This window comes from Streptomyces sp. NPDC043878, from assembly GCF_056435735.1.
Window position 1 is genome coordinate 1 of the sequence record NZ_JBWKDW010000036.1, and the last position, 23885, is coordinate 23885.

At 72.5% G+C, this 23885-nt stretch carries 22 protein-coding genes; 12 read left to right on the plus strand and 10 right to left on the minus strand.

Features of this window, described 5'->3' with window-relative positions; genetic code table 11:
- Positions 1-317 precede the first annotated feature (317 nt).
- Complete coding sequence (locus AC07AZ_RS34740; RefSeq protein ID WP_478854732.1) at positions 318-1013, plus strand: L,D-transpeptidase family protein; 696 nt, start codon at positions 318-320, stop codon at positions 1011-1013.
- A 27-nt stretch (positions 1014-1040) separates the two neighbouring features.
- On the opposite strand, the gene AC07AZ_RS34745 is transcribed toward AC07AZ_RS34740, so the two are convergent.
- Entirely contained in the window at positions 1041-2243 is a 1203-nt protein-coding gene (locus AC07AZ_RS34745) for a Gfo/Idh/MocA family protein (protein WP_478854733.1), read from the minus strand.
- Positions 2244-2461: 218 nt separating this feature from the next.
- On the opposite strand from AC07AZ_RS34745, the gene AC07AZ_RS34750 reads away from it, so the two are divergent.
- Positions 2462-3625, plus strand: a complete 1164-nt coding sequence (locus tag AC07AZ_RS34750) for an ROK family transcriptional regulator (RefSeq protein WP_478854734.1) — start codon at positions 2462-2464, stop codon at positions 3623-3625.
- A gap of 99 nt (positions 3626-3724) precedes the next feature.
- Positions 3725-3910: a hypothetical protein gene (locus AC07AZ_RS34755; protein WP_478854735.1), complete on the plus strand. Its 186-nt coding sequence runs from the start codon at positions 3725-3727 to the stop codon at positions 3908-3910.
- A 149-nt stretch (positions 3911-4059) separates the two neighbouring features.
- On the opposite strand, the gene AC07AZ_RS34760 is transcribed toward AC07AZ_RS34755, so the two are convergent.
- A complete protein-coding gene (locus AC07AZ_RS34760; protein WP_478854736.1) occupies positions 4060-5436 on the minus strand; it encodes a S1 family peptidase in 1377 nt (458 codons plus the stop codon).
- A 214-nt stretch (positions 5437-5650) separates the two neighbouring features.
- On the opposite strand from AC07AZ_RS34760, the gene AC07AZ_RS34765 reads away from it, so the two are divergent.
- The gene (locus AC07AZ_RS34765; protein WP_478854737.1) at positions 5651-6037 is read left to right on the plus strand and encodes a PPOX class F420-dependent oxidoreductase; all 387 of its coding nucleotides are present in this window, start codon (positions 5651-5653) and stop codon (positions 6035-6037) included.
- A gap of 40 nt (positions 6038-6077) precedes the next feature.
- Here the strand turns inward: AC07AZ_RS34765 and AC07AZ_RS34770 are convergent, their stop codons facing one another.
- Positions 6078-6491, minus strand: coding sequence for a Zn-ribbon domain-containing OB-fold protein (locus AC07AZ_RS34770; protein WP_478854738.1), 414 nt, complete (start codon positions 6489-6491; stop codon positions 6078-6080).
- A 199-nt stretch (positions 6492-6690) separates the two neighbouring features.
- Positions 6691-7446 carry a TetR family transcriptional regulator gene (locus AC07AZ_RS34775; protein WP_478854739.1) on the minus strand — a complete coding sequence of 252 codons (756 nt, stop codon included), beginning with the start codon at positions 7444-7446 and terminating at the stop codon, positions 6691-6693.
- A 156-nt stretch (positions 7447-7602) separates the two neighbouring features.
- Between AC07AZ_RS34775 and AC07AZ_RS34780 the strand changes: the two genes are divergently transcribed.
- Together AC07AZ_RS34780 and AC07AZ_RS34785 are read left to right on the plus strand one after the other, a co-directional pair.
- The gene (locus tag AC07AZ_RS34780) at positions 7603-8442 is read left to right on the plus strand and encodes an ATP-grasp domain-containing protein (RefSeq protein ID WP_478854740.1); all 840 of its coding nucleotides are present in this window, start codon (positions 7603-7605) and stop codon (positions 8440-8442) included.
- Positions 8443-8519: 77 nt separating this feature from the next.
- Complete coding sequence (locus AC07AZ_RS34785; protein WP_478854741.1) at positions 8520-9188, plus strand: peptidoglycan-binding domain-containing protein; 669 nt, start codon at positions 8520-8522, stop codon at positions 9186-9188.
- Positions 9189-9250: 62 nt separating this feature from the next.
- Here the strand turns inward: AC07AZ_RS34785 and AC07AZ_RS34790 are convergent, their stop codons facing one another.
- From AC07AZ_RS34790 to AC07AZ_RS34800, 3 genes are all read right to left on the minus strand, one after another.
- On the minus strand, positions 9251-9394 hold the full coding sequence (locus AC07AZ_RS34790) for a hypothetical protein (RefSeq protein ID WP_478854792.1): 144 nt from the start codon (positions 9392-9394) through the stop codon (positions 9251-9253).
- 166 nt (positions 9395-9560) lie between these two features.
- Positions 9561-9941 carry a hypothetical protein gene (locus AC07AZ_RS34795; RefSeq protein ID WP_478854742.1) on the minus strand — a complete coding sequence of 127 codons (381 nt, stop codon included), beginning with the start codon at positions 9939-9941 and terminating at the stop codon, positions 9561-9563.
- A gap of 406 nt (positions 9942-10347) precedes the next feature.
- The gene (locus AC07AZ_RS34800; protein WP_478854743.1) at positions 10348-11271 is read right to left on the minus strand and encodes a MurR/RpiR family transcriptional regulator; all 924 of its coding nucleotides are present in this window, start codon (positions 11269-11271) and stop codon (positions 10348-10350) included.
- Between the two features lie 200 nt (positions 11272-11471).
- On the opposite strand from AC07AZ_RS34800, the gene AC07AZ_RS34805 reads away from it, so the two are divergent.
- The gene (locus AC07AZ_RS34805) at positions 11472-11873 is read left to right on the plus strand and encodes a DUF3662 domain-containing protein (protein ID WP_478854744.1); all 402 of its coding nucleotides are present in this window, start codon (positions 11472-11474) and stop codon (positions 11871-11873) included.
- 44 nt (positions 11874-11917) lie between these two features.
- On the opposite strand, the gene AC07AZ_RS34810 is transcribed toward AC07AZ_RS34805, so the two are convergent.
- The 3 genes from AC07AZ_RS34810 to AC07AZ_RS34820 form a co-directional block, all read right to left on the minus strand.
- Positions 11918-13603, minus strand: coding sequence for a phospholipid carrier-dependent glycosyltransferase (locus AC07AZ_RS34810; protein ID WP_478854745.1), 1686 nt, complete (start codon positions 13601-13603; stop codon positions 11918-11920).
- A gap of 93 nt (positions 13604-13696) precedes the next feature.
- A complete protein-coding gene (locus AC07AZ_RS34815; RefSeq protein ID WP_478854746.1) occupies positions 13697-15631 on the minus strand; it encodes a phosphatase PAP2 family protein in 1935 nt (644 codons plus the stop codon).
- 414 nt (positions 15632-16045) lie between these two features.
- On the minus strand, positions 16046-16954 hold the full coding sequence (locus AC07AZ_RS34820; RefSeq protein WP_478854747.1) for an N-acetylglucosamine kinase: 909 nt from the start codon (positions 16952-16954) through the stop codon (positions 16046-16048).
- Positions 16955-17272: 318 nt separating this feature from the next.
- Here AC07AZ_RS34820 and AC07AZ_RS34825 point away from each other — a divergent pair, with 318 nt between their 5' ends.
- The 5 genes from AC07AZ_RS34825 (at position 17273) to AC07AZ_RS34845 (ending at position 23773) form a co-directional block, all read left to right on the plus strand.
- Positions 17273-18403, plus strand: coding sequence for an ROK family protein (locus AC07AZ_RS34825; RefSeq protein WP_478854748.1), 1131 nt, complete (start codon positions 17273-17275; stop codon positions 18401-18403).
- Between the two features lie 272 nt (positions 18404-18675).
- Positions 18676-20007 (plus strand): ABC transporter substrate-binding protein, encoded by a 1332-nt coding sequence (locus AC07AZ_RS34830; RefSeq protein ID WP_478854749.1) that lies wholly within the window; start codon positions 18676-18678, stop codon positions 20005-20007.
- Between the two features lie 45 nt (positions 20008-20052).
- Entirely contained in the window at positions 20053-21030 is a 978-nt protein-coding gene (locus tag AC07AZ_RS34835) for a carbohydrate ABC transporter permease (RefSeq protein ID WP_478854750.1), read from the plus strand.
- A 19-nt stretch (positions 21031-21049) separates the two neighbouring features.
- Positions 21050-21937 carry a carbohydrate ABC transporter permease gene (locus tag AC07AZ_RS34840; protein WP_478854751.1) on the plus strand — a complete coding sequence of 296 codons (888 nt, stop codon included), beginning with the start codon at positions 21050-21052 and terminating at the stop codon, positions 21935-21937.
- A 6-nt stretch (positions 21938-21943) separates the two neighbouring features.
- The gene (locus AC07AZ_RS34845) at positions 21944-23773 is read left to right on the plus strand and encodes a hypothetical protein (RefSeq protein ID WP_478854752.1); all 1830 of its coding nucleotides are present in this window, start codon (positions 21944-21946) and stop codon (positions 23771-23773) included.
- Positions 23774-23885: the final 112 nt, after the last annotated feature.

The window sequence follows — 23885 nt, forward strand, 5'->3', positions numbered from 1 at the left end:
CCTCTCTCCCCCCACACCCTCTTTCCGGGGTGGGGGGGGGGGGGAGGGGGCCCGGGGGGTGTCGGGGGGGGGGGGCCCCGCCGGGCGCGGCCCCCCCCCCCCCCCCCCCCCCCCACTCGGGGGAGACCGGCCCCTTCACCGCGGGCTGGGACCGCGCCCGTGGAGTGCGTACTGTGGCGGTCGATGCCGTGGGGCTTCGAATGTCACCGTTTCGTCGCAGCGCGCTCGGTGCTACAACCGCGTGGGCCGGTGACCGGTCTAGGTGACAGAGGTCGCAGACCGGACCAACAGCGTCGTATGAAGGGAAATGACCCACCATGGGGGACATACGCAGGCGGGGAGCCGTCGTACTGGGGATCACCGGACTGGTGGCACCGCTCACTCTCGCGCTCGGCACGGCTCCGGCCCAGGCCGCGAGCTGCACCACGGCGGCCGGGCCGTACCAGAAGCAGGTGGAGAAGTTCCTCGGCCGGCCGGTCGACGGAAAGCAGTCCGCCGCCGACTGCACCGCCATCCGTGCCTTCCAGAACAAGCACGGCATCACGCCGAACATCGGCTACGCGGGTCCGGTCACCTGGGGCGTGATGGACCTGATGAACAAGCAGAAGGCCGTCGGGAACAACCCGAACAGAGACGGCAAGTGCCCGGTCAACAAGGGCCGGATCGCCTGCGTCAACCTGACGCTCCAGCTCAGCTGGATCCAGGACGGCAGCCGGCTCGTCTACGGCCCGGTGCCGGTGCGCACCGGCCGCGACGGCTACGAGACCCGTACCGGCCTGAAGAAGATCTACTGGCGTGACATCGACCACGTCTCGGACATCTACAACGTGCCGATGCCCTACAGCCAGTTCTTCGACGGCGGTCAGGCCTTCCACTCGGTCGGCCTCAGCATGTGGAACCCGCCCGGCTCGCACGGCTGCGTCAACATGACCACCACCACCGCCAAGAAGTACTGGTCGCTCCTGAAGAACGGCGACGACGTCTTCGTGTACGGCCGCAAGCCGGGCACCTGAGAGGGCTGAGGCACCCGGCCCGCCGGGTCACGCCGTGGGCGCGTCCCCGAAGTCCGGGATCCGCAGCCTCGCCCCGCCCTGCCGTGCCGAGTCGTGCGCGACGATGCCCGGCAGGGTGTAGCGGGCGGCCACCCACGCGTTGACGGACGGCAGCGTCCGGGTGGTGACGGCGGTCACGAAGTCGTCCACCAGGAAGTGGTGGCTTCCCTCGTGACCGTTGTGCAGCTCGTCGAACTCGCGGGGCAGCCGCGCCCGGTCGTGCACCGGCGCCGAGCCGGACGTGAAGGCCGCCCGCAGTTCCGGCGCGATGTGCTGGAGCGAGGGGTCGGACGGCGACATCGTGGGCTTGGGTTCGAGGAGTTCGCTGATGTCCTTCACCCCCTTCTTGTCCTGCCACAGCGCCACCGTGGCCAGCTGCTCCATGCTCGCCTCCGTGCCGAAGAAGCGGAAGCGGGACTCCCGGATGTGGGAGGGGTAGCCGACCCGCCGGAACTCGTTGGTGCGGAACGAGCCGCCGCCGGCGACCTCGAACAGCGCGCTCGCGTTGGAGAAGTCGTTGCCGAACTGGCTGACGTCCTTGTCGAAGACGCCGTCACCGCGCTCGTCGACCACCCCGATCGCCGACACGCTCACCGCGTGCGTCTGCCAGGCGCCGAGCACCCCGCCCACCGAGTGCGTCGGGTAGAGCAGCGGGGGATAGCTGGCGGTCGCCTTCCAGTTCTCGCCGCCGCTGTACTGGTAGGCGTCGTAGAAGCCCAGGTCCATGTCGTGGACGTAGTCGCCCTCGGCGTAGAAGATCCGCCCGAAGGCGCCCTCGGCGATCTGGTTGCGGGCGTGCACGGTCGCCGGGTTGTACTGGCTGGTCTCGCCCATCATGTACGTCAGTCCGGTCGCCCGGACCTTGTCGATGATCGCCGCGATCTCCTCCGTGGTGATCGCCATGGGGACCGCGGAGTAGACGTGCTTGCCGGCGTCGAGCCCCTGGAGCACCAGCGGCCCGTGCGTCCAGCGCTGGGTGAAGATCGCCACCGCGTCGACCGCGTCGGACGCCAGCATGTCCTCGTACGACGGAAACGTTCCTGCGAGTCCCTGGGCGGCGGCGAGCCGTTCGGCCCGTTCCGGCAGCAGGTCGGTGACGTACACCTCGCCCACGCCGGGGTGGGCCTGGAACAGGGTGGCGAACTGTCCGGAGAACTGGCCGGCGCCGACGATGCCGAGTGTGAATGTCATGGAACGCGAGTCCTTCTGTGGTCGAGTACCGGGAACGCGGCCGGTGCGGCCGCGATGCCGTCGGGCGTGGCCGGGAGGGCGATGCCGCCCACTTACTTTTGTTGCGGAACAATCCAGCCGTCAAGAGGGCGGCACAACTCTTCTCGGACGGGTTTCCGTCCTGAGGAGTGGCACGGTTCCTTTCACGGTGAAAGAAAACATGTGGGAGTCTGACCTCCATGACCGCAGCCGCCGCCAGCTGGCTTCCGCTGAGCCGACAGGAGCGCTCCGTGGCGATCGAGGTGCTCGTCCACGGGCCGCTGTCGCGCACCGACCTCGCCCGCCGACTGCTCCTCTCGCCGGGCAGCCTCACCCGGCTGACCAAACCACTGATCGAGTCCGGCCTGCTGGTCGAGGTCCCGGAAGCGGGCACCACCCCGGCGGAGACCCGCCAGGGCCGCCCCTCGCAGCCGCTCGACGTCGTCGCCGACTCCCGCTCCTTCATCGGCTTCAAGATCACCCAGGACACGGTCTACGGCGTCGTCACCACCCTCAGGAGCGACATCGTCGCCCGGCACGACCGGCCGCTCTCCACCCACGACCCGGCCCGGGTCGCCGACCTGCTCGCGGAGATGGCCGCCGAACTCGCCGCCGCCCACCCGCGCTTGGCCGGTATCGGCATCGGGGTCGGCGGCCTGGTCGAGGACCGTGCCGTCGTGGGGGAGTCACCGTTCCTGCTGTGGCGGGACGTGCCCCTGGCCGAACTGGTCGAGGAGCGCACCGGTCTGCCCGTCGTCGTGGAGAACGACGTCGCGGCCTTCGTGGAGGCCGAGACCTGGTTCGGCGCAGGCCGCGGACTCGACCGCTTCGTCGTCCTCACCATCGGCGCCGGACTCGGCTACGGACTCGTGCTGGGCGGCCGGCGGGTGCCCTGCGCCGAGGAGGACCGGGGCTTCGGCCGGCACTGGATCCTGCGGCCCGACGGACCCCTCACCCCCGACGGCGAGCGGGGCAGCGCCGTCTCCCTGCTGACCATCCCCAGCATCCGCTACCAGATCCGGGCCGCCACCGGCCGCGACCTGAGCTACGAGGAGATCCTCGCGCACGCCGCCGACGGTGAGCCCATGTCCGCCCGCGTGGTGGAGGAGGCGGCCCGGGCGCTGGGCATCCTGGTCGCCCACATCGCCAACTTCGCCATGCCGCAGAAGATCCTGCTGGCCGGAGAAGGGGTCGGTCTGATGGACGTGGCAGGCGGGACGGTGGCCGACACCCTGCGCTCCCACCGCCACCCCATGGCGGCCCCGGTCGACCTGGAGACCAAGGTCTCCGACTTCCACGACTGGGCCCGCGGCGCCGCCGTACTGGCCATCCGTGTCCTGGTCCTCGGTCACACCGAGGTGTGAACCGCGTTACATACCTTGACAGATGACGTGATCAGCAACACGGTCCGAAATGTCTGTATCGCTCCTACTTACTCACATCGCCTTCACCCGTCTCGCCGTATGCTTCACGGCATGTCCACCACTGTTGAACCCGCCTCCGATCGCTCGGCTGACGAGGTCAACGAGGAGATCAGGGCCCTGTGGCGCCGGTCGGGCGGGACACTGAGCGGCGAGCAGCGTGAGGAATACCGACGCCTCGTCCTGGAGTGGGCCGCCGCCGTCCACCGGCCGGTGCACGCGGCCTGAACGACCCGGAGCCCACCGGCTTCCGGCCCGCCCCGGTGCCCGCCACCGGACCGGTCGTCTCCTCGCACCGACCTCCGTCCCCGCGACACACAGACCGTCGGCCTCGCCGGCGGTCTTCGTCATGTCCGGTCACGGGGGGGCCGTCCCGCTCAGCCCCAATTCGTCGAGTAGTGGCGGCGGTAGGCCTTGCGGTCCTGCTCCGCGCGGATGAACCGGGTGGCCACCAGGGCGACCAGACTGCCCGCGAGGACCAGCAGACCCGGCCCGATGTTCCGGGGGTCGGTGAGCCGCGACAGCAGCGTCGACGTCTCCGCGCCGCCGGTCACCGTCGCCGACGAGCCGGGCGAGGCGGCACCGGGAGCGATGGCGCTGTGCGTCGCGGACGCCGCAGGCGCCGGAGCGGCGCTCTGGCCGGCCGCCGACCCGGCCTGCGCCGACACGATCATCCGGACCCCGAGCGCGGACAGCGCCTTCGTCACCGGCTGGAAGAACGTCGTGCCGCCGGTCGTGCAGTCGCCGCTGCCGCCGGAGGTGACCCCGAGGGCGACCCCCTCGGAGAACATCGGGCCGCCGCTGTCGCCGGGTTCGGCACACACGTTCGTCTCGATCAGGCCGGTGACCGTGCCCTCCGGGTAGTTCACCGTCGCGTTGAGACCCGTCACCTGGCCGTTGCGCAGCCCGCTCGTGCTGCCGCTGCGGAACACCCGCTGGCCCACCGTCGGGTCGGCCACGCCCGTGATCCGCACGCCCTTGCCGCCGCCGACCGCGACCACGTCGGCGCCGTCGCCCGCCTTGCCGCTCGCGTACTGCACCAGGGACCAGTCGTTGCCGGGGAAGCTCTGCTGGACCGTCCTGCCGATCTGCTGGGTGCCCTGGTTGTCCGCGAACCAGATCGAACCGGAGGGCCCGCAGTGCCCGGCGGTGAGGATGAAGTCGGACTGCCCGTTCGTCACGTTGAACCCCGCCGAGCAGCGTCCGCCGGTCGACAGGATCGGCTGCGCGCCGTTCACCCGGGTCGTGAAGGAGCCCTTGACGCGTTCCGTGCGGACGAAGCTGCCGATGCCGTCCGCGACCCGGGTCATGCCGGACCAGTCCGAGGCCGAGACGGAACTGTCCGCCTGGACCACCACCCGATTGTTCCGGTAGTCCATGACCCACGCCGTGCCGGCCACCCGGGGCGCGGAACGCAGCGTCGAGGCAGCCGACTTGAGCTCGTTCATGCTGTGGGAGACCAGCTTCGCCCGGGCGCCCGCGCGGCGGACCTCGGCAGCCGCGCCCTGGTCGGTGACCGCCACGACCGGCCGCCCGTCGGCGCCGAGCCAGGTGCCCGCGGTGCGGGAGGTGCCGAGCTTCGAGACGAGACCGGTGCCCATGGCCGCCGAGGACTGCGCGAAGGTGCGGGGCGCGGTGGTGGCGGACGGTTCGCTCGCCACGGCCCGTGTGACCATGGCTCCTCCGAGAAGGAGTCCGCCGACGGCCGCCAGCCGTGTCACTCGCCGGACGGCCCGTCGTCGTGCGTGCCTCATGCATGGCTCCCGAACCCGAACGCGCGGTGTCAACACCGCGGGGCCCTCCGGTCGTTGAGTGCCCTCCTCCCATACGCGGCAGGGGGCGCCCGCGTTCAGCGTGCGGGTGATCTCCTCGCCTCCGGCCGGGCATCGCGTCGTACGAGAGCGCGGCGGGGTGCGGTGCCCGGCCCGGCGGGCCCGTCCCGATCCGGGCGACACTAGACTGGTCGTCATGGACGGCACCCAGCTGGAGCGGCTCGGCGCGGGCAAGTACCTGCTGATCACCAGCTACCGCAAGAACGGCACCCCGGTCTCCACCCCGGTGTGGGTGGTGCGCGACGGCGACACCCTGGGCGTGTGGACCGTCGCGGACTCCGGCAAGGTCAAGCGGATCAGGGCCCGCGGCGACGTCCTCGCGGGGCCATGTGACGTGCGGGGCAATCCGACCGGCGACCAGTTGCCGGCGACCGCCGAGCTCGTCGACCAGGCCACCGCCGACCGCTACCGCCGGCTCCTCGCCGCCAAGTACGGCGTCACCGGCCGCCTGATCCTGTTCGGCAGCAGGCTGCGCCGGGGCAGGAAGGGAACCGTGGGTCTCCGGGTGGCCCTCACGCCCTGAGCGGGGGGAGCGGCAACCGCGCGGCCCGGCCGGCGGCCGGTCAGGTCCAGGCCCGGTAGGGCTCGTCGAGGAGCTGGAAGACCGGCTCGCCCCGGACCGGGTCCTTCGCGGTGGACAGGCGGACCCGGTCCCCGCTGTGGATGCCGATGGGCGGGCCGATGACCCGGCCGCGCACGACGAAGCCCTCGGTCATCTCGATCAGGGACACGTTGCGGGCGGCGGGGGTGTTGCGGTGCACCACGGTCGAGTGCCGGACCGTGCCGGTGCCCTCGCTGCGCTCGGTGCGCAGTTCGCTGCCCTGACAGACCGGGCACAGCAGCCGGTGGTACATCGCGGTCCCGCACCAGGCGCAGCGCTGGAAGAGCATCGCGTCCGAGTCGGTGGTCCTGGGGTCCAGCAGGGCCGCCGCGAAGCCGGCCGTCTCCCGGACAACGCTTCCTGAGTGGTGGTACACGCTGGTCAACTCCCTGCGCTCGGCCCGGAATCCCGTGTGCGTGCCGCAGCGGCGCACGCACGTGCCCGGCTCACCGTGCAACCGTGCACGCCCACAGGGTATGGCACTCAGTGTCATGCGTAAAGGCACTCCGTACCCCGAAAATTCCGTGAGACGGTCCGTACCCGGCCTCCGGCCGGCCGGCCGGAGGCCGTCGGGTTCAGTCGCGTCCGAGCGTGGTCTCGATCTCCTGGACGACCCGCCACAGCGGGGCGCCGCGCCGGGAGACGACCACCACGACGTCCTCCGGCTGCTCGGCGGGCGCCGGTGCGGGCGCGGGCGCGGGCGTCGGCGGGGTGCCGCCGAAAGCGGCCTGCACGTATCCCAGCGCGTGGTCCACCGTGAGGGTCGCGTCGTCCTGTCCGTCCGAGCGGAGCCAGGACCGCAGCGCGTTGTTGTGCGCCGCGACCACTGCCGCGGCGATCACGTCGGCCTGGAGGGTCCCGTCACGCCGGTCCGCGAAGCGGCCGCGCAGGTAGTGGGCGAGGGCCCGCTCGTAGCGCCACACCACCGACAGCTCGTAGGCCCGCAGGCCCGGCACCTTCTTGGTGAGCCGGTAGCGCTGCACGGAGAAGGTGGGGTTCTCGGCGTACATGCCGAGAACCAGCCGGGCCGCTTCGCAGACCCGCCGCACCGGTTCGTGCGTGTCGTCGCCGGCGGACAGGAAGGCCGTCATGTCGGCCAGGCATCGCTCGTGGTCGGGGAAGACCACGTCCTCCTTGGACGGGAAGTAGCGGAAGAACGACCGCCGTCCGACCCCGGCGAGCGCCACGATGTCGTCCACCGTGGTCTGCTCGTAGCCACGTTCCGGGAACAACTGGAAGGCCGCCGCCACCAGGGCGTCCCGCATGGGCGGCTTGGTGGCCGCGGCCCGTGCCTTCCGGCCGTCGCGTGGGGTCGCGCTGCTGGAGCTCATGCCCCGGAACGTAGCACCCGGCCGGAACCGATGGCACTCGGTGCGCTCCTCGGAGGGAACTGAGTGCGCTCGGCCCGTCGGCGGGCACCCCTACCGGGCGTTTGCTGACGTGGGGCCGCCGCATACGATCGGCGTCCCGCCGCCGAGGAGAGCCGCATGCCGTCCGTACGACCCCGTCTCCTGTACGTCACCGACCTCGCGTACCCGGCGCGCGGCCGCCGCTACGGCGACGAGGACGTCTTCCTGACCGCCCGCCTCCGCGAGGACTTCGACCTCGCGCTGTGCCATCCGCGGGACACGGTGGCTCTGATGGACGCCTTCGACGCCGTCGTGGTCCGCAACAGCGGCCCCGTCCTCGGCTACCAGGCCGCCTACGACGCCTTCCGCGCGCGTGCCGCCGAGCGCGGCACGCGCGTCTACAACCCGCTGACCGGCCGGGCCGACATGGCCGGCAAGCAGTACCTGCTGGAGCTGAGCGCCGCCGGACACCCCGTCATCCCCACCGTGGACCGTCCGCAGGACGTGCGCCTGCTGCCCGGCGCGGACGCCTACGTCGTCAAGCCGAAGCTCGGCGCGGACTCGGCCGGCCTGCGGATCGTGTCCGCCGGCCGGGCACGCGAGCTGGCCGACGGAACCGTCCTGGTGCAGCCGCGCGTCGACTTCCTCCACGAGGTCTCCCTCTTCTTCGTCGACCACGACTTCCAGTACGCCCTGTACGCCCCGCGCCCCGACCGGCGCTGGCAGCTGGAGCCGTACGAACCCTCCCGCGCCGACCTGGAGTTCGCCCGCGGGTTCATCGACTGGAACGGCCTCGGCCACGGCATCCAGCGCGTCGACGCCTGCCGGACCCCGGACGGGCGGCTCCTGCTGGTCGAGCTGGAGGACCTCAACCCGTACCTGTCCCTGGACGCGCTGGACGAGCCGCGCCGGGACGCGTTCGTCGACGCGCTGAGGGCGTCCCTGCACCGGTTCCTGACGGGTCCGGCCGTGGGCTGAACCCCGCCGGCGCCGGCCACGTATCTCTCCCCGGGGGACCACGCAGACCCTGCGCACGGGGTCGGAAGGAGACCAGCGTGCCGACACGTCCCGACCGGGAGCAGCCACCGGACAACCCCGTGCTCGAACCGATCCGCGTGCTGCGCCCGCGCCGCACCGACGCCCTGGCCGAGTTGTTCCGGGAGTTCGAGCAGGACGGCCTCACCTACGAGTCGGTGCCGCTGGACCCGCCGTCGCCGGGGGCCGAGGACGCCACACAGGAACTGCCGCCCGTCACCGCCGGGCGCGGGCGCCCCGCGCGGACCGGCCGCTCGACCGGCCGGGTCCGGGGCCGGCCGTACACCGCCGCCGTGGCCGTGGTGGGCGCGGCGGCGGTGATCGGCTTCGGCTGCGCGCTGCTGCTGCCCGGCCGCGGTGCCGCCTCGGCCGCCCGGCCGCCGGCGGTCTCCGCGGTGCCCAGCCCGGCCGTCACGACCGCCCCGGCTGCCTCCGCCGCGGCCGACCCCGACGGCGCCGGCACCCTGCGCGAGGGGGACAGCGGCCCCGAGGTGAGCGACCTCCAGCAGCGTCTGCTGCGCATCCCGGACGTGTACAAGGACGGCGCCACCGACGGCCGTTACGACACCGTCCTGACCGAGGCGGTGGCCCGCTTCCAGCTCTGGTACGGCATCCGGGGCGACGAGAACGGCGTGTACGGCGACGACACCCGCCTCGCACTGGAGTCCCGCACCCAGGGCGACGGCTGAGACGGCCCGGCCCTCGCCGCGGTGCGGAGGCGACGCGGGCCCGCGGCGTGCTCGTCGTGGCGTCACTCGGCATGCAGCCCCGACTGGGCGGGCGGATAGGCGACTTCGACGCGCAGTCCGGCCGGCAGCACCGGCCGGGTGGGCAGCGGAAGCAGCGCGTGCTGCAACCGGGCGGCCACGCCCCGCTCGGCGGTCAGTGGGGACACGCCCGGCCCCCCGCGGTCAGTGCTCCGGCGGTCCGTGGTCCGGCGACCCGTGCGGCCACTGCCGGTACAGGCCGCTGAGCCGGGGCGTGACCAGGTGCGGCGGGCGGCGCGGGTCACGCCCGCCGCGGCTGCGGACGGCGGTGCCGGACGGGGTGACGGCGCGGGGTCAGCGTCCCTGGTTGTGTTCGGCCAGCGCCCGGCTCACCGCGCGGACGCTGCGGGCGATGTGCTGCAACTGGAGGACCTCGGCCGCGTACAGCTTGATGGTGTGCTCGATGACCGACTCCGGCAGACCGAGCCCGGGCAGATCCGCCCGCGCCGTCTGCAGGGCGGTACGCGCGACCCGGATCTCCTGCTGCACCTGGAGCTGCGCGTGCCGGGCGAGGAGCACGGGGTGGCGGATCAGGGCCGGGTAGCCGGCGTAACGGGCCGGTACCAGCTCGCGCAGCCACTTGGCGGCCGAGCGCTCCCAGTCGTAGCTGCCGGGAATCTTGACCTGGCAGGGCCAGTCCTGGGTGATGCGCGTGGTCGTCAGGGGCATGGTCATCGCTTCCGGGGTGTACGGCGTCGAGCGGGGTGGTCCGACGGGGCTGGGCGGCCCCGGTCTAGGGGATGACCGGGGCCGCCATGGGCGCTCGCGCAGGCGAGGCCCGACCGAACGCCCTGGGCGCCGACGCGGGTAGGAGACGGCGGCTTCGGGTGTTCGTACAGGAGCCCGGGAGGGGTGACGGGGCCCGCGCGGCGGTGGGAGCTTTCGTGCGCATGGGCGGACCGTCGGCTTTCTCCGGGCGGATGCGGGGTGTGAGGACGGGGGTGCGGAACGTGTCCCGGAGCGGCCGGGGCGTGATCCGTGAGCAGTATTTATATATGCCGAGCCGTTTGCAAGGCGTATGAAAACATTCATGCGTGATTGATGATGCCTTGTCCCCGCGTGAACCGTTTGGCCGAACCGGTCAGTCGCGCAGGAAGAACTGGTGTTCCTCGGAGATCTGCTCGTAGTCCTCCAGCCGTGCCTGGGTGCGCTCCGGATCGGCGTCGGTCATGGCCTGCAGCAGCGCGGCGGCCATCACCCCGGGCGCGGCGTAGGAGTCGAAGACCAGCCGGGACCCGGTGCCGGTGGCGAAGACGACGTCCGCCTCGTCGGCGACCGCGCCGAGCGCCAGGTCGGTGATCAGGGCCACGCGCAGTCCGGCGCCGCGCGCCACCCGCAGCGCGGTGAGGGTCTCCTGCGCGTGCCGGGGCATGGAGAACGCCAGCACCCAGGTGCCGCCGGCCTCGCGCGACTGGAGCAGGGCGTCGTAGGCGACACTGCCGCCCCGCGTCACCAGCCGTACGTCGGGGTGGATCCGGCGGGCCGCGTAGGCGAAGTACTCGGCGAGGGAGACGGAGATGCGCAGCCCGAGGACGGTCAGCGGGGTCGACAGGGACAACTGGCGGCCGGTGTCGATGACCTGGTCGGGGTCGGCGAAGTCCCGCCGCAGGTTCTCCAGGTTCTCCATCTCGGCGTCCACCGCCGCCTGGAGCTCGTTACTGCCGTTCTCCTCGGTCGCCCCGGGGCCGCCCGCGAGGGTGCCGAGCGCGATGGACTGGAGCTTCTCCCGCAGCGCGGGGTAACCGCTGAAGCCGACGGCCGCGGCGAACCGGGTCACCGAGGGCTGGCTGACACCGACGCGCTCCGCGAGATCGGTGATCGACAGGAAGGCCGCCTCGGTGATGTGCTCGATCAGGTACTGCGCGATGCGCCGCTGGCCCGGCGACAGCCGCGGCCGGTCGAAGAGCGTCCTGAGCTGGGAGGCAGGAGCGGCCTCCGCCTCCGGCGCGGTCTTTCCCGAGGTGATCGATGACGCCTGTGCGCGTGCCTGTTGCGACGATGGCACCGACGCGCCTCCTTTGTCTCCCACGGGAAGTCAACATAGCCCACGCCACCGGCGTGACCAGGGGTTGTGGCGGATCGTCCGACGACCCGCGCCGGGCGTGGATATCCGCCCGCCGACCGGGAACCCGCCTCTGCGGCGACGGGGACGCCGTCCGGAGCGTCCCGGCACACGACACCAGATCTCTCGGCAGGTGAGACGGAATGAACGCACTGAGCGCGCTGGAACAGGCTCTCGAACGACGGTGGGACTCGCTGTGGGCGCGGGTCTGCGGCAAGGGACCCGTGGAACTCGTCGACGCCCTGCGGCGGGAGTGCGACAGCCACGCCGTCGTGTGCAGCGGGAGCCTGGTCGTGGTGCCCAACGCCTACGACGTCGAACTCGCCGACGAGGTGCACGACGAACTCACGCGCCACGACAGCCGGGTGGGTCAGGCCCTCACCGACAGCCTGGCCCGGCACGGCGAACGCAAGGGCTACGAGTGGGCCGGCCCGCTCACCGTGCACCTCACCAGGTCCGCTCACGTGCCCAACGGCCGCTACCGGGTGGCCAGCACCGTGATGGCGAACGTGAGCGCGCGGGCGTTCCAGCAGGCCACGCGGTAACGGGCGGCCTGCCGGGCATCCGGGCGACCGAGCGGACACCCGTGTCACCTGCGGTAGATGGTGATGGAGTGGCCGACCTCGTCGACCGGCCGGCTGCCGGCGATCAGTTCCCTGAACCGCCCCTGGGCCTTGGCCACCGCCGAGTCGGACACCACCAGCAGTCCGCGCACCTCGGCCGCGGGCACCCGGCGCGGGTCGGACGCCTCGATACCGTAGTAGGACGGCACCCCGCTGCCCTTGTACACGAGCCAGACCCGCTCTCCCGGATATCTCTCGCGCAGCCGGTCGGCGAGCCGGCCCAGGTCCTGGCCCCAGTCGACGTTGGAGTCGTGCAGCCGCAGGTGCGTCGTGCCCGGGCCGCCGAACGCCTCGTTGGAGTACGGCAGGTAGTAGGGGTACGCCAGCAGCGAGCTGACCGCGACGAACAGGGCGAGCGCCCCCGTCACGACCGTCGCCCACCGCCGCCGTACCGTCAGGACGCAGCCGGCCGCCACCGCGAGGAACATCGGCAGGAAGACCACGTAGCGGGTGCCGAAGTCGCGTGAGCCGTCCATGGCCGCGGCCAGCAGCACACCGGAGGGGACCAGCAGATACGGCGCCGCGGGCCGCAGCCGCCGCACCGCCACCACCGCGACGGCGCCCGCCGTCCACAGTACGAGCAGGCCGAGCGGGGTCTTCACCAGCAGCGCGGCCGGCAGGTAGTACCAGAGCGACCCCGTGTACAGCCGGCCGAAGAGGAAGCCCTGCCACGGGTAGTTCTCCAGGGCGAACTGCACCCGCATCCCGTCCCGGTACGCCTCCGGGAACGGCAGCAGGTCCACGAGCAGCCCGCGCAGCCCGTGCACGGCGGGTACCGGCTGCTGCGGCGACCACCGCAGCCGCGGGTCCACCACGAGATACGTCGCCCATACGACGGCGACGGCGGCCAGCGCCACCACGCACGCTCCGGCGGCCGCCCGCAGCAGCCGTCCGCGCCGCTCTCCCGGAACCGCGCACCACACGGACACCGCGGCCAGCGCCGTCAGGACCGGCAGCGCGGGCAGCGCGCTCATCTTCGTGGCCAGCGCCGCCCCCAGGGCCGCTCCGGCCAGCGGCACATGGAGGCGGGGCCGCCGCCGGGCCCGCCACACCAGCCACACCGACGTCAGCAGGAACCCGGCGGTCGGCACGTCGAGCGTGGCGAGGGAACCGTGGGCGATGAGGTCGGGGGAGAAGGCGTACAGCGCGAGGGCGGCCACCGCGCCGAGCGGTCCGGCCAGGTCACGGGCGAAGGCGAAGACGACCAGACCGAACAGCAGCGTCAGCACGATCACCGGGAGGCGGGCCCACAGCATCAGGCGCCACGGGTCGTTGCCCGACTCGTACAGCAGATGCCGGCCCAGCGCGCCCTGGTCGCCCTCGAAGGACGGGTCCACGTGCGGACCGGCCAGGGCCACCCCGGCGGCGATCACCAGTTTGCCCAGCGGAGGATGCTCCGGGTTGTAGCGCACCTCGTGCGCGTGCAGGTAGTCCGCGGCCGTGCCCACGTAGACGGGCTCGTCGATGGTCGGCGTCTGCCGGACAGCCGTGGTCACCATCGCGAAGGCCATCTGCCCGAGCAGCAGGAACACCAGCAGCGCCACCGGCCATCGCCGGGCGGCGCGGCGGCCCGGCCCGGGGGCGGCCGCCGGCGGCGGCGCGCCGCCGCCGGGCGTCGCGGGGTCGAGGACCGAGTGCAGTTCGCGCGTCATCTTCCGCACCGCGGTGACACCCGCCGCGTAGCGGCGGAGGCGGCGCGGAGGACACCCCGGGGGTTTCCGCGCCGGCTTCCGCCGCTCCGGGCGTCACCGCTTCAGGAGTCGTACCGACAGACCTTCCGCCGTACAGACGGGTACGGCCCGCAGCCGGTCGGAGTTCAGCTCGACGCGGTCGAACTGGCCGCGCAGCACCGGCGCGCTCACGACGCGTACCGTGCTGCCCGCCGCCGGCGGCTTGTCGGGGTCCAGCCGCAGCGACAGTACGCTGCCCTGCCCGAGGACCGCGCGCCGGGTGACCTCCAGGGCCGGCTCGTGGCCCGCGCGCAGGGTCACCTCCAGCCCGGCGGACTGCTGGGTGTACGTGCCGTGCACCCGGACCGGCCGCGCGACCCGCAGCGTTCCGCCGGTCACCCGCACGTCGCCGTGGCCCAGGGCGTGCGGGGAACCGGCGACGAGGACACCGTCCGCGACGAGCGTGCCGCCCGTGTAGCGGTTGTGGCCGGTGAGGGCCAGCGTGCCGGTGCCCCGCTTGGTCAGTCCGCCGTCGCCCTCGATGTCGTTGCGCCAGCTGTCGGCGGCACCGAAGCCGCCGGCCGCCGCGTCGAGGGTGACCGTCACGTCCGCGTCGAACGCGGCGTAGCCGTCCGCCGCGGCGAACAGGTTCAGCCGCCCCCACTGCTCGAAGCCGTCCAGCAGGACGTACCCGGAGGGCAGCGCCGTCGTCCGCAGCACCTCGCGCCGCTGCGCCGCGTCCAGGTACGGCAGCCGGGTCTCCAGGAGCACCTCCGCGCCCTTCGGCGCGGTCAGGGGCTCGCTGCTGCCGCGCCGGGTCAGCACGTACGTCAACCTCGGCGCCACCGCACGGGCGTTGGCCTCGCGGTCGGCGTACGGGTCGGTGCCCGGGCCGGCCGCGTGGGCGTACGCGTACAGGGTGTCGGCCGTGGTTCCGGTCTGCTGCTGGAAGTAGGCCAGGGCCTGGGCGCGGGCGGCGGCCTTGAGGGCCGCGTTCGCGGGGTCGGCCAGAGTGGCGGCGGCCAGGGCGGTGGCCATGATCCGGCCGCCGAGGACGTCGACCGTGGAGTGCATGCCGGCCATGATCCGCGTGTGGCTCAGTTCCAGGGCGCGCGTCACCAGCTCCTGGAAGCGCTCGGGAACCGCGTACGCGTAGGCCAGTGCCGCCAGGTGGAAGGCGTTGGTGTGGCCGCTGGGGAAGCCTCCGTCGTCCACCGGGGACATGCTGCGCTGGCGCAGCAGTTGCGGCGCGACGACCACCCGCGAGTCGTAGACCGGGTAGCCGAGGGAGTCGGTCCTCCCGGTGTCGACGACCTCGCTGTCCTCGTTCATGCGCCACGGGCGCGGGTACTGGAAGGCGTACTTGCCCGGGTTGCCGGAGGCGTAGGGGCCGCGCACGGTGTCGACCAGCCTGGCGACCTGGCCGAGCGCCGAGTCGTAGGAGCCGGCGCCGAGCGCGGAGCCGGCGGGCGCGTCGGCCGGGACGGCGTCGCTGACGGTGGTGGCCGGGGTGGAGTCGGGCGCGGTGGTGATCGAGGTGACCGCCCTGGCGCCGGACCGGTACAGGTCGGCCAGCGGGCCGAGGCCGGCGATCATCGCGTAGCTCTGGTGCTGGCGGTCGTAGACGAACGCCTCCTTCGCCTGCGCGTCCGTGCGCGCGGAGGTGAGGCGGGCGCAGTAGCGCATGTTGGCGCGCAGGACGTCGGGGCGCAGGGGCGTGCCCGTGTTCCAGGCGGCGCCGGTCCGCCACACCTGGGCCATGCCGCCGAGGGCGCGGACCACGGCGTTGGTCTCGGGCGTCAGGTTGGTGGCGACGTTGGACCTGTAGTCGTCGACGAACGCGGCGAGGCCGGTGGCGGCCTTCGCGTCCGCGGCGGCGAGCCAGGTCACGAGGGTGGGGGCGGCCAGTACACCGGCCGAGGCGCCCAGTGACGTCTTGAGGAACCCCCTTCTGTCGACGGCGCGTTCACGGACCGGCGCGGGGGAGTGGTGCCCGGCTGGAGACGGCATGCGTCTGCCTCTCTCGAGTTCTGTGGCTGGGTTCCCCGGCCCTGTGGCCGGGGGAGTTCGTGCGAGCGACGGTGCGGGAGGCCGCACGTCGCACACGAGCCGAGTGGGGGACCCGTGGTCCGTGGTGCGTACGAGTGAAGATCTACGGCCGGCTCGTGTCCCGTCGGCACTGGTCCGGCGGCCGGGACGTGTCCTGCGGGTGAACGAGGACCGCACGGCCCACGGGCACCGGCCGCCCGGCCCGGCCCGCGGGGCCGTGCCGGGCGGCACGGCCGAGGGGAAGCGGTCGACTTCCGGCGGCGCCCGCGACCCGTAGATGTCCGGCGGCGCCCGCGCCCAGTCGACGTCCGGCGGCGCCCGCGCCCCGCCGATGTCCGGCGGCGCACGCGACCCGTCGGGCGGCAGCGCGCGGCTTCACAGGAGCGACCGCGCCAGTGCCACCGCGCCCTCGACCGGTGCCGTGCGCAGGGCTCTGGGCCGGGCGCCGGGTACCGCTTCGGCGAGGGAGGACACGAAGGCGTCGTAGAGCGCGGGCTGGGCGAGGACGGTGCTGCCCGCCACCACCACGTCGTCCACCGCCACGCCCCGCGCGGCGAGCCGTTCGACGAGCGCGGACAGCGCCCGGCCCCCTTCGGCGATCACCGTGCGGGCGAGTTCCGAGCCGGCCCCGGCGGCGGCGAACACGGCCGGCGCGTGCCGGCCCCACTCCGCCGAGATGTCCGTGGCGCTCTCCAACGCGGCGCCGAGCGCCGGTACTTCGCTGACACCGAGCGCGGCGACGAGCCCTTCGGCGAGTGCGTCGGGGGCGGCTCCGCGGTCGTGCGCCGCCCACACCGCGCGGGCGGCCTCGCGGACCAGACCGGCCGAGCCGCCCTCGTCGCCGAGGACCGCGCCCCAGCCGCCGACCTGGACGAGGCCGCCGTCCGCGAGCCGGCCGACCGCCACGGAACCGGTGCCGGCGACCAGGCCGACGCCCTTGTCCAGTCCGGCCGCGGGAACGAGCAGTTCGGCGTCGCCCACGACCAGCGCGGGCACGTCGAGACGCGCTCGGAGTGCGGAGCGGATGCCGGAACACTGGCGGGGAGTCTCGCAGGCGTGCCCGCCCACGGCGACCGCCGCCGGGCGGGCGCCCGGCGGCAGGGCGTCGGCGATCAGGGCGGCCAGCCGGCCGGCGGCGGCCTCGGGGTGGTGCGGCCGCCAGCCGCTGCTCGGTCCGACGTGGTCGGCGACGAGGTCACCGCCCGCGTAGGCGCGCACGTGGGTCTTGGTGCCGCCCACGTCGATGCCGACCACGAGAGGGCACGAGGGGGAAGTGTCCTGCACGGATTCTCTTTCGTCGTTGCGCGCGGGGCTGCGACGGGTGGGCGAACCGTGTCTGAGAAGGGGGATCGAGAGCTAGGGAAGCCCCGGGACGGGCCTCGTGCGGAGCACGGCAGACGCGTACCGTGCCCTTCGTTAGGAAGTTAACTAACGAAGTACAGTGCGTGTCAAGAGGCTTCGCGCACCCACCTCCGGGACGGCCACAGCAGGGCCGCCGGGCGGAAAACCGCGACGCCAGGGCATCCCATCGCCGCCTCCCGCCGAGCCGACCGACTCGGGAGCGCGGCCCCCGACCTGTGTGGGAGAACTGTGGAACACGACGTGGCGAACGCCCCCCGCCTGACCGAGAGCGCCAGTGCGGTGTTCGCCGTGCTGGCGCGGGCGGGCACGGCGACCCGGCCGCAACTGGCCGGCCTGGCGGGCCTGTCGAAACCGACGGTGTCCTCCGCCGTGGCGGAGCTGGAGCACGCCCGCCTCGCCGCCTGCTCCGGCACCGCGTCCAGCGGCACCGGCCGCTCCGCCGCCGTGTACACGCTCGGCCGGGCGGCCGGCACCGTGCTCGCCGTCGACCTCGGCCCCGTCCTCACCCGGGCGCGCGGCTGCGCCCTGGACGGCACCCTGCTCGCCGAGGCCACCGGCCCCCGCGAGGACGCCGCCGACGTGGTGCGCGAGGCGCTGGCCGCGCTGCCCGCCGACGCACCCCTGCGCACCATCGTCGTCGCCATCGGTGACGTGACCGCGCGGGCGGAGGGCGCCGGGGTGCGTCCCGCGACCGCCAAGGCCGGACCCGTCTTCGACGCCATGGCCGTCGCGCTGCCGCCGGGTGTCCCCGTCCACCTGGAGAACAACGTCAACTGCGCCGCGCTCGCGGAACTGCACGAGGGCGCGGCGCACGGCCGGCACACCTTCGGCTATCTGCGCATCGGCGTGGGCATCGGCCTCGGCATCGTGGTCGGCGGCCAGGTGCTGCGCGGGGCCAACGGCGCCGCCGGTGAGCTGGCCCGGCTGCCCTACCCCTGGGACGACGGCCGCGAGCCGCGCCACGAGGCGCTGGAGGAGTACATCGGCTCCCGTTCGCTGCTGCGCCGGGCGGCGCGGGTCTGGCCGGACACCGACGGGCCGCGTCCCGACACGGCCGAGCGGCTCTTCGCCCTCGCCCGCGAGGGCGGACCCACCGCCCGCGCGCTGGTCGCCCGCCATGCCGCGGACGTGGGCCGGCTCGCCGCCGCCGTGACCGCCGTACTGGACCCGGGACTGATCGTGCTCGGCGGCAGTACCGGCGCGGACCCGCAGGTCCTGCCCGGTGTGCGGGCCGAGCTGGCCCGGCTCAGCTGGCCCACCGAAGTGGTCAGCAGCACGGTCGGGGACCTCGGCACGGCCGTGGGGGCCGCCCGGCTCGCGGTCGCCCGGGGAGTCCAAACCGTGACCGAGGCCGCGCGGACCAAGGATTGACGGCCCGCGACTCGGTCTGCCAATGTCCGGACAAGCGCTTTCTAAGTCGGTCGGGACGCCGGCTTGGGGTGAGCGTCCCGACCGTACGAGACGTACGGCAGCCACGCGAGGGCGTGCTTGCGCGGCATCGGCCGTGGTGGCCGGGGACCGCACCCCGTGAGGACGACGCGGCCGGGCGAGGCCGTGCCCCCGGAAAGCAGAACTCGAACAGAATGTGCCCGTGCCGCATCGACCGGCCGGGAAATCCGTCACGCACATCCAGGGAGGACCCGGTGGGTCACCAGATCTCGCGCAGAACCCTCTTCCGCACCGCGAGCGGGCTGGCCGTCGCCGGCGCGCTCGGCAGCGCGCTCAGCGCCTGCGGCGGAGGCACCGGCGCAGGCAGCACCAGCAGCGACCTGACCATGACCTGGTGGGGCAGCGACGACCGGCACAACGCCTACAAGAAGGCGCTGAAGTACTTCCAGACGAAGAACCCGAAGATCAAGATCCGGGAGACCTACTCCGGCTACGACGGCTACTTCGACAAGTTCAACACCAACATCGCCGGCGGCAGCGCCCCGGACCTGCTCCAGATGGACACCGCGCTGGTCGCGCAGTACGCCCGCAAGGGGGTGCTGGCCCCGCTCGACGAGTACATCGGCAAGACCCTCGACCTGAGCGGCTTCTCCAAGACGAACCTCGCGGCCGGCACCGTCGACGGCAAGTTCTACGGCGTCCCCTCCGGTATCGGCGTCAACCAGCTGACGGTCAACCGCAGCGGCCTGGAGAAGCTGGGCCTGAAGCTGCCCGACCGCGAGTGGACCTGGGCCGACCTGAGGAAGATCTCCACCGACGTCCACAAGAAGAGCGGCGGCAAGGTCTACGGCGTCGACGACGGCGGTGGCGGCACCCTCCAGTGCTTCGAGATCTTCGCCCGTGAGAAGGGCCAGCAGTTCTTCTCCGACGACGGCAAGAAGCTCGGCTTCACCTCCGACGTGCTCCAGGAGTGGTGGGAGTACTGGGCCGACATGCGCAAGGCCAACGCCTGCCCGCCGCCGGCGATCACCTCGGCCGCGCACAACGACCTCACCAAGAACGCCGTCGTCATCGGCAAGGCCCTGTTCACCTTCGACTCCGGTGTCTACGGCGCGGGCGGCTCCATCACCGACGCCCAGCTGGACTTCCTGCCCACCCCGCAGGGCGACTTCTCCGGCGCCCGCGAGGGCAACTTCGTCAACGGCGGTGTGCTGCTGAGCGCCACCAAGGCCAGCAAGAAGGTCGCCGACTCGGTGAAGATCATGTCGTTCTTCGCGCAGGACGCCACGGCGATCAAGGACATGCAGCTGCTGCGCGGCATCCCGCCGACCCAGAAGGCCCGCGACCTGATCGTCTCGGGCCTGACCGAGACCGACAAGCTGAACATGGAGAACGCGGACTACATCTCCCAGCGGGTCTCCAAGGCGACCAACGCCCTGCCCGCCCCCGTGCCCCCGCCGCAGGGCGCCGACCAGATCTGGGACCTGCTGTTCCAGTCCAACCTCGCCATCGCCTTCGGCAAGAAGTCGATCAAGGCGCAGCTGGGCGCGTTCTTCGACCAGGCGGCGGGAATCCTCGGCGGCTAGGCACCGCACGTACGCACCACCGGGAGAGGCCAGGGAGAGATGAGTATGACCACCACCAGGACCGACGAGGTCGTGAAGGAGCCGCCGGCCCCGGCGACCCCCTCGGACCAGCGGGAGCGTGACCGTATGCGCCGCCGTCTCGCCAGACGGCGGGGCGGGGGATGGTGGCCGTACCTCTTCCTGGCCCCCTGGTTCGTGGGCCTGTTCGGGCTGACGATCTACCCGATGCTCGACTCGCTGTACCTGTCGTTCACCAACTTCGACCTGCTGACCCCCGCGCAGTGGGTCGGAGTGGGCAACTACGACCGCATGTTCACCGAGGACCCGGTCTTCTGGGACTCGGTGCACGCCACCCTGATCTACGTGGTCGTCTCGGTGCCGCTGAAGCTGGCGCTCGCCCTCGGCGTCGCCATGCTGCTCAACCGCGACATCCGGGGCATCGGCCTGTACCGGGCCGCCTTCTACCTGCCCTCCCTGCTCGGCGGGGCCGTGGCCATCGCCATCGTGTGGCGGCAGGTGTTCGGCGGCGACGGCCTGTTCAACGACTTCCTCGCCTGGTTCGGCATCAAGGGCCAGGACTGGATCTCCAGCCCCGACACCGCGCTCTACACGCTGGTCCTGCTGGCCGTCTGGCAGTTCGGCACCCCGATGGTGATCTTCCTGGCCGGCCTCAAGCAGCTGCCCAAGGACGTCTACGAGGCGGCCGCGATCGACGGCGCCTCGCCCGCGACCCGCTTCTTCCGGATCACCCTGCCGTTGCTGACGCCGATCGTGTTCTTCAACGTCGTGCTCCAGATCATCGACGCGTTCAAGACGTTCACGCCCGCCTTCGTGATCAGCAACGGCTCGGGCGGGCCGCTCAACTCGACCATGCTCTACTCCCTGTACCTGTACAAGAAGGGCTTCACCGACCTGCAGATGGGATACGCCTCGGCACTGGCCTGGGTGCTGTTCCTGGTCATCGCGGGGTTCACGGCGGTCAACTTCATCGCCAGCCGCTACTGGGTCCACTACGACGACTGAGCGAGGAGTCCTTCACCCCATGTCCGTCTTCACCCCGTCCGGACCGTCGACGTCCCTGCTGCACAAGCTGCGTTCGGCCACCGGCTCCCGCCGTATCCTCCTGCACACCCTGCTCGTCGGTGTCGCGGTCGTCATGCTCTACCCGCTGCTGTGGATGCTCAGCAGCTCCTTCAAGCCCGACACCGAGATCTTCACCCACCCCGGGCTCATCCCGACCGCGCTGCGCCCGAAGAACTACTCCGAGGGCTGGAGCGGTTCCGGCAACTCCTTCTCCCTCTACATCACCAACTCGCTGATCGTCACGATCGGCGCGGTGATCGGCAACATCATCTCCTGCTCGCTGGCCGCCTACGCCTTCGCCCGCTTCGAGTTCCGGGGCAAGAAGATCTGGTTCGGCCTGATGCTCGGCACGCTGATGCTGCCCACGCAGGCCGTCCTGATCCCGCAGTACGCGATCTTCTACAACCTGACGTGGATCAACACGTATCTGCCGCTGATCGTGCCGAAGTTCCTCGCCACGGACGCCTTCTTCATCTTCCTGATGGTCCAGTTCATCCGCTCCATCCCGCGCGAGCTGGACCAGGCGGCCATGATGGACGGCGCCAACCCCCTGCAGATCTACTGGAAGATCATCCTGCCGCTGATGAAGCCGGCCCTGGTCACCACCACGATCTTCACCTTCATCTGGACCTACGACGACTTCCTGCACCAGCTCGTCTACCTCCAGCAGAACGACAAGTTCACCGTCCCCCTCGGCCTGACCCTGTTCCTGGACCAGACCAGCGGCTCGTCCTACGGCGCGATGTTCGCCATGTCGACACTCGCTCTCCTGCCGACCCTCATCTGCTTCCTCGTCTTCCAGAAGCGACTGGTGGAGGGCCTGGCGACCTCCGGCCTGAAGGGCTGATCCCGCGTGCACCTCCTCCACCAGCGCGGCCCGCTGCACGACCTGCCGGACACCCCGCAGGCGTACGACGCCGTCCTCGCCGACGTCACCGAACAGGCACTGGCCCGCCTGACGGCCGACGGCAACCTCGAACACCCGGACTGCCTCGACGACATCGGCGACACCTCGCTCGGCGTCACCTCCCTGCTCGCGCTGACCTGGCACCGCAACCAGGACCCGCGGCTGCCGGCGGCGGTGCGCCGCAGCCTCGCCTTCCACCTTCGGGAGCGGGTCCACCGCGAGGACAACCCCGGCTACCCGAACCTGCGGATCCGTGACTCGGGCCTGCCGTACGCCCGTTACGTCCTGGCGCCCGGCGCGCACCCCGTCGGCGACTGGCCGAGCACGGTATGGGCGCTGCTCCAGGCGGTGAACGTGCTGGAAGCGGCGGACGGCCTGGTGGACGAGGGACAGCGCGCCGAACTGCTGGCGGTGGCGCGGGGCTACTGGAGGTGGCTGACCGAGGCGACCTTCTTCAACCCGCAGGAGGCCGGCAACCAGGCGATCGGCTGCGTGGTCGGCGGCCTGATGCTGGCGCGTCTGCTGCCGCCCGGGCAGGGGAAGGCGGTCCGGGCGCGGGCGCTGGCCCTGTACACGGACGAGATCCGGGCCCACCGGGTGCGTGACCGCGGCGCGCTGCTGCCGCCCGAGCACGGCGGCGCCTACGACAACAACTACGGCCCGATCTCCCTGTCCTTCCTCGCCCAGGCCCACCGCGTCAGCGGCGAGGACGTCTTCGCCGAGGACGGCGACGCCCTCGCCCGGTACATCGACGCCCGCCTCACCGGCGGCGGCTTCGACACCGGCGGACCCCGCTACAGCGAACAGCACTCCGCCTTCGAATCGGTCCTCGGCCTGCGCTACTTCAGCCACCGCATCGGCTCCGACCTGGGCCGCTACCGGGGCGACAGCCGCTGGTCCCGGCACGCGGTGAAGGCGGACGGCGGTCTCGACGGGCACTTCGCCTGGATGCTGGTGTGGCAGATCCAGGACACCACCTCCTGGCACCGCGAGCCGTCCCGCACACCGGCCCGGCACCAACTGCGCGCGGGCACCGTGTCGGTGGCCTTCGACGACCGGATGACCCCCGCCGTCGTCGAGGCGGGCGGCACCTACTACCTGCCCGCCGCCGTCAACCGCCAGCACGGCTTCGGCCCCGTCACCGACGGCTTCCTGCTGTGCCGCCCGATGGGCGAGGTCCGCGTCCGCGATGTCAGCGCCGAAGGACTGACGGCCAAACTCGTCACCAAGCCCGTCGTCGGCCGCGACCACGTCCTGCGCCACGTGCGCTCCCTGTACGTCACCGACGGCACGTGCCTGTGGACGACGGTGGCCGTCGAACGCCTCGCCGGAACGCCGTACCTGCTGGCCGGGCTCCCTTACGCGGAGGACGACGGCGACCGCGTGCGGCGCACCGCCGACGGGGCCGTCGCCTCGGCCGGCACCCTGCGCCTGACCCACCCCGACACGCCTGGCGCCGAGTACTTCGACGCCCGCGCGGACCTCACCCAGGAACAGGCGGCCTTCGCCCTGGCCGCCGACCCGCGCGGCTACGGCAACCCCGACGAGGGCTGGCGGCACCTGGTGGGCTCGACCGCGCTGGAGGCGGGACCTGTCCCGGACGCGCCGGACGACCTGCACGTCTTCGCCGTGCGCTACGGCTCGCGGGAGCCGTTCACCGTCATCGCCGAGCACGGGCAGGACGGCCTGACCCTACGGACGGAGGCGTTCACCGCCGTACTGGGGGACATCGCGGGCGACGCCCGCGGTGAACCGGAACTCACCCTGCGCGGCTGAGGCCCCACCGCCGCGGACGGGGAGGCCGCGCCACCCGGCCGGCCCTCCCCGCGGGCCTCACGTCCCGGCGCCTGCGCCGGGCATCGGGCTTCGGGTCCCGGAGCCCACGCCG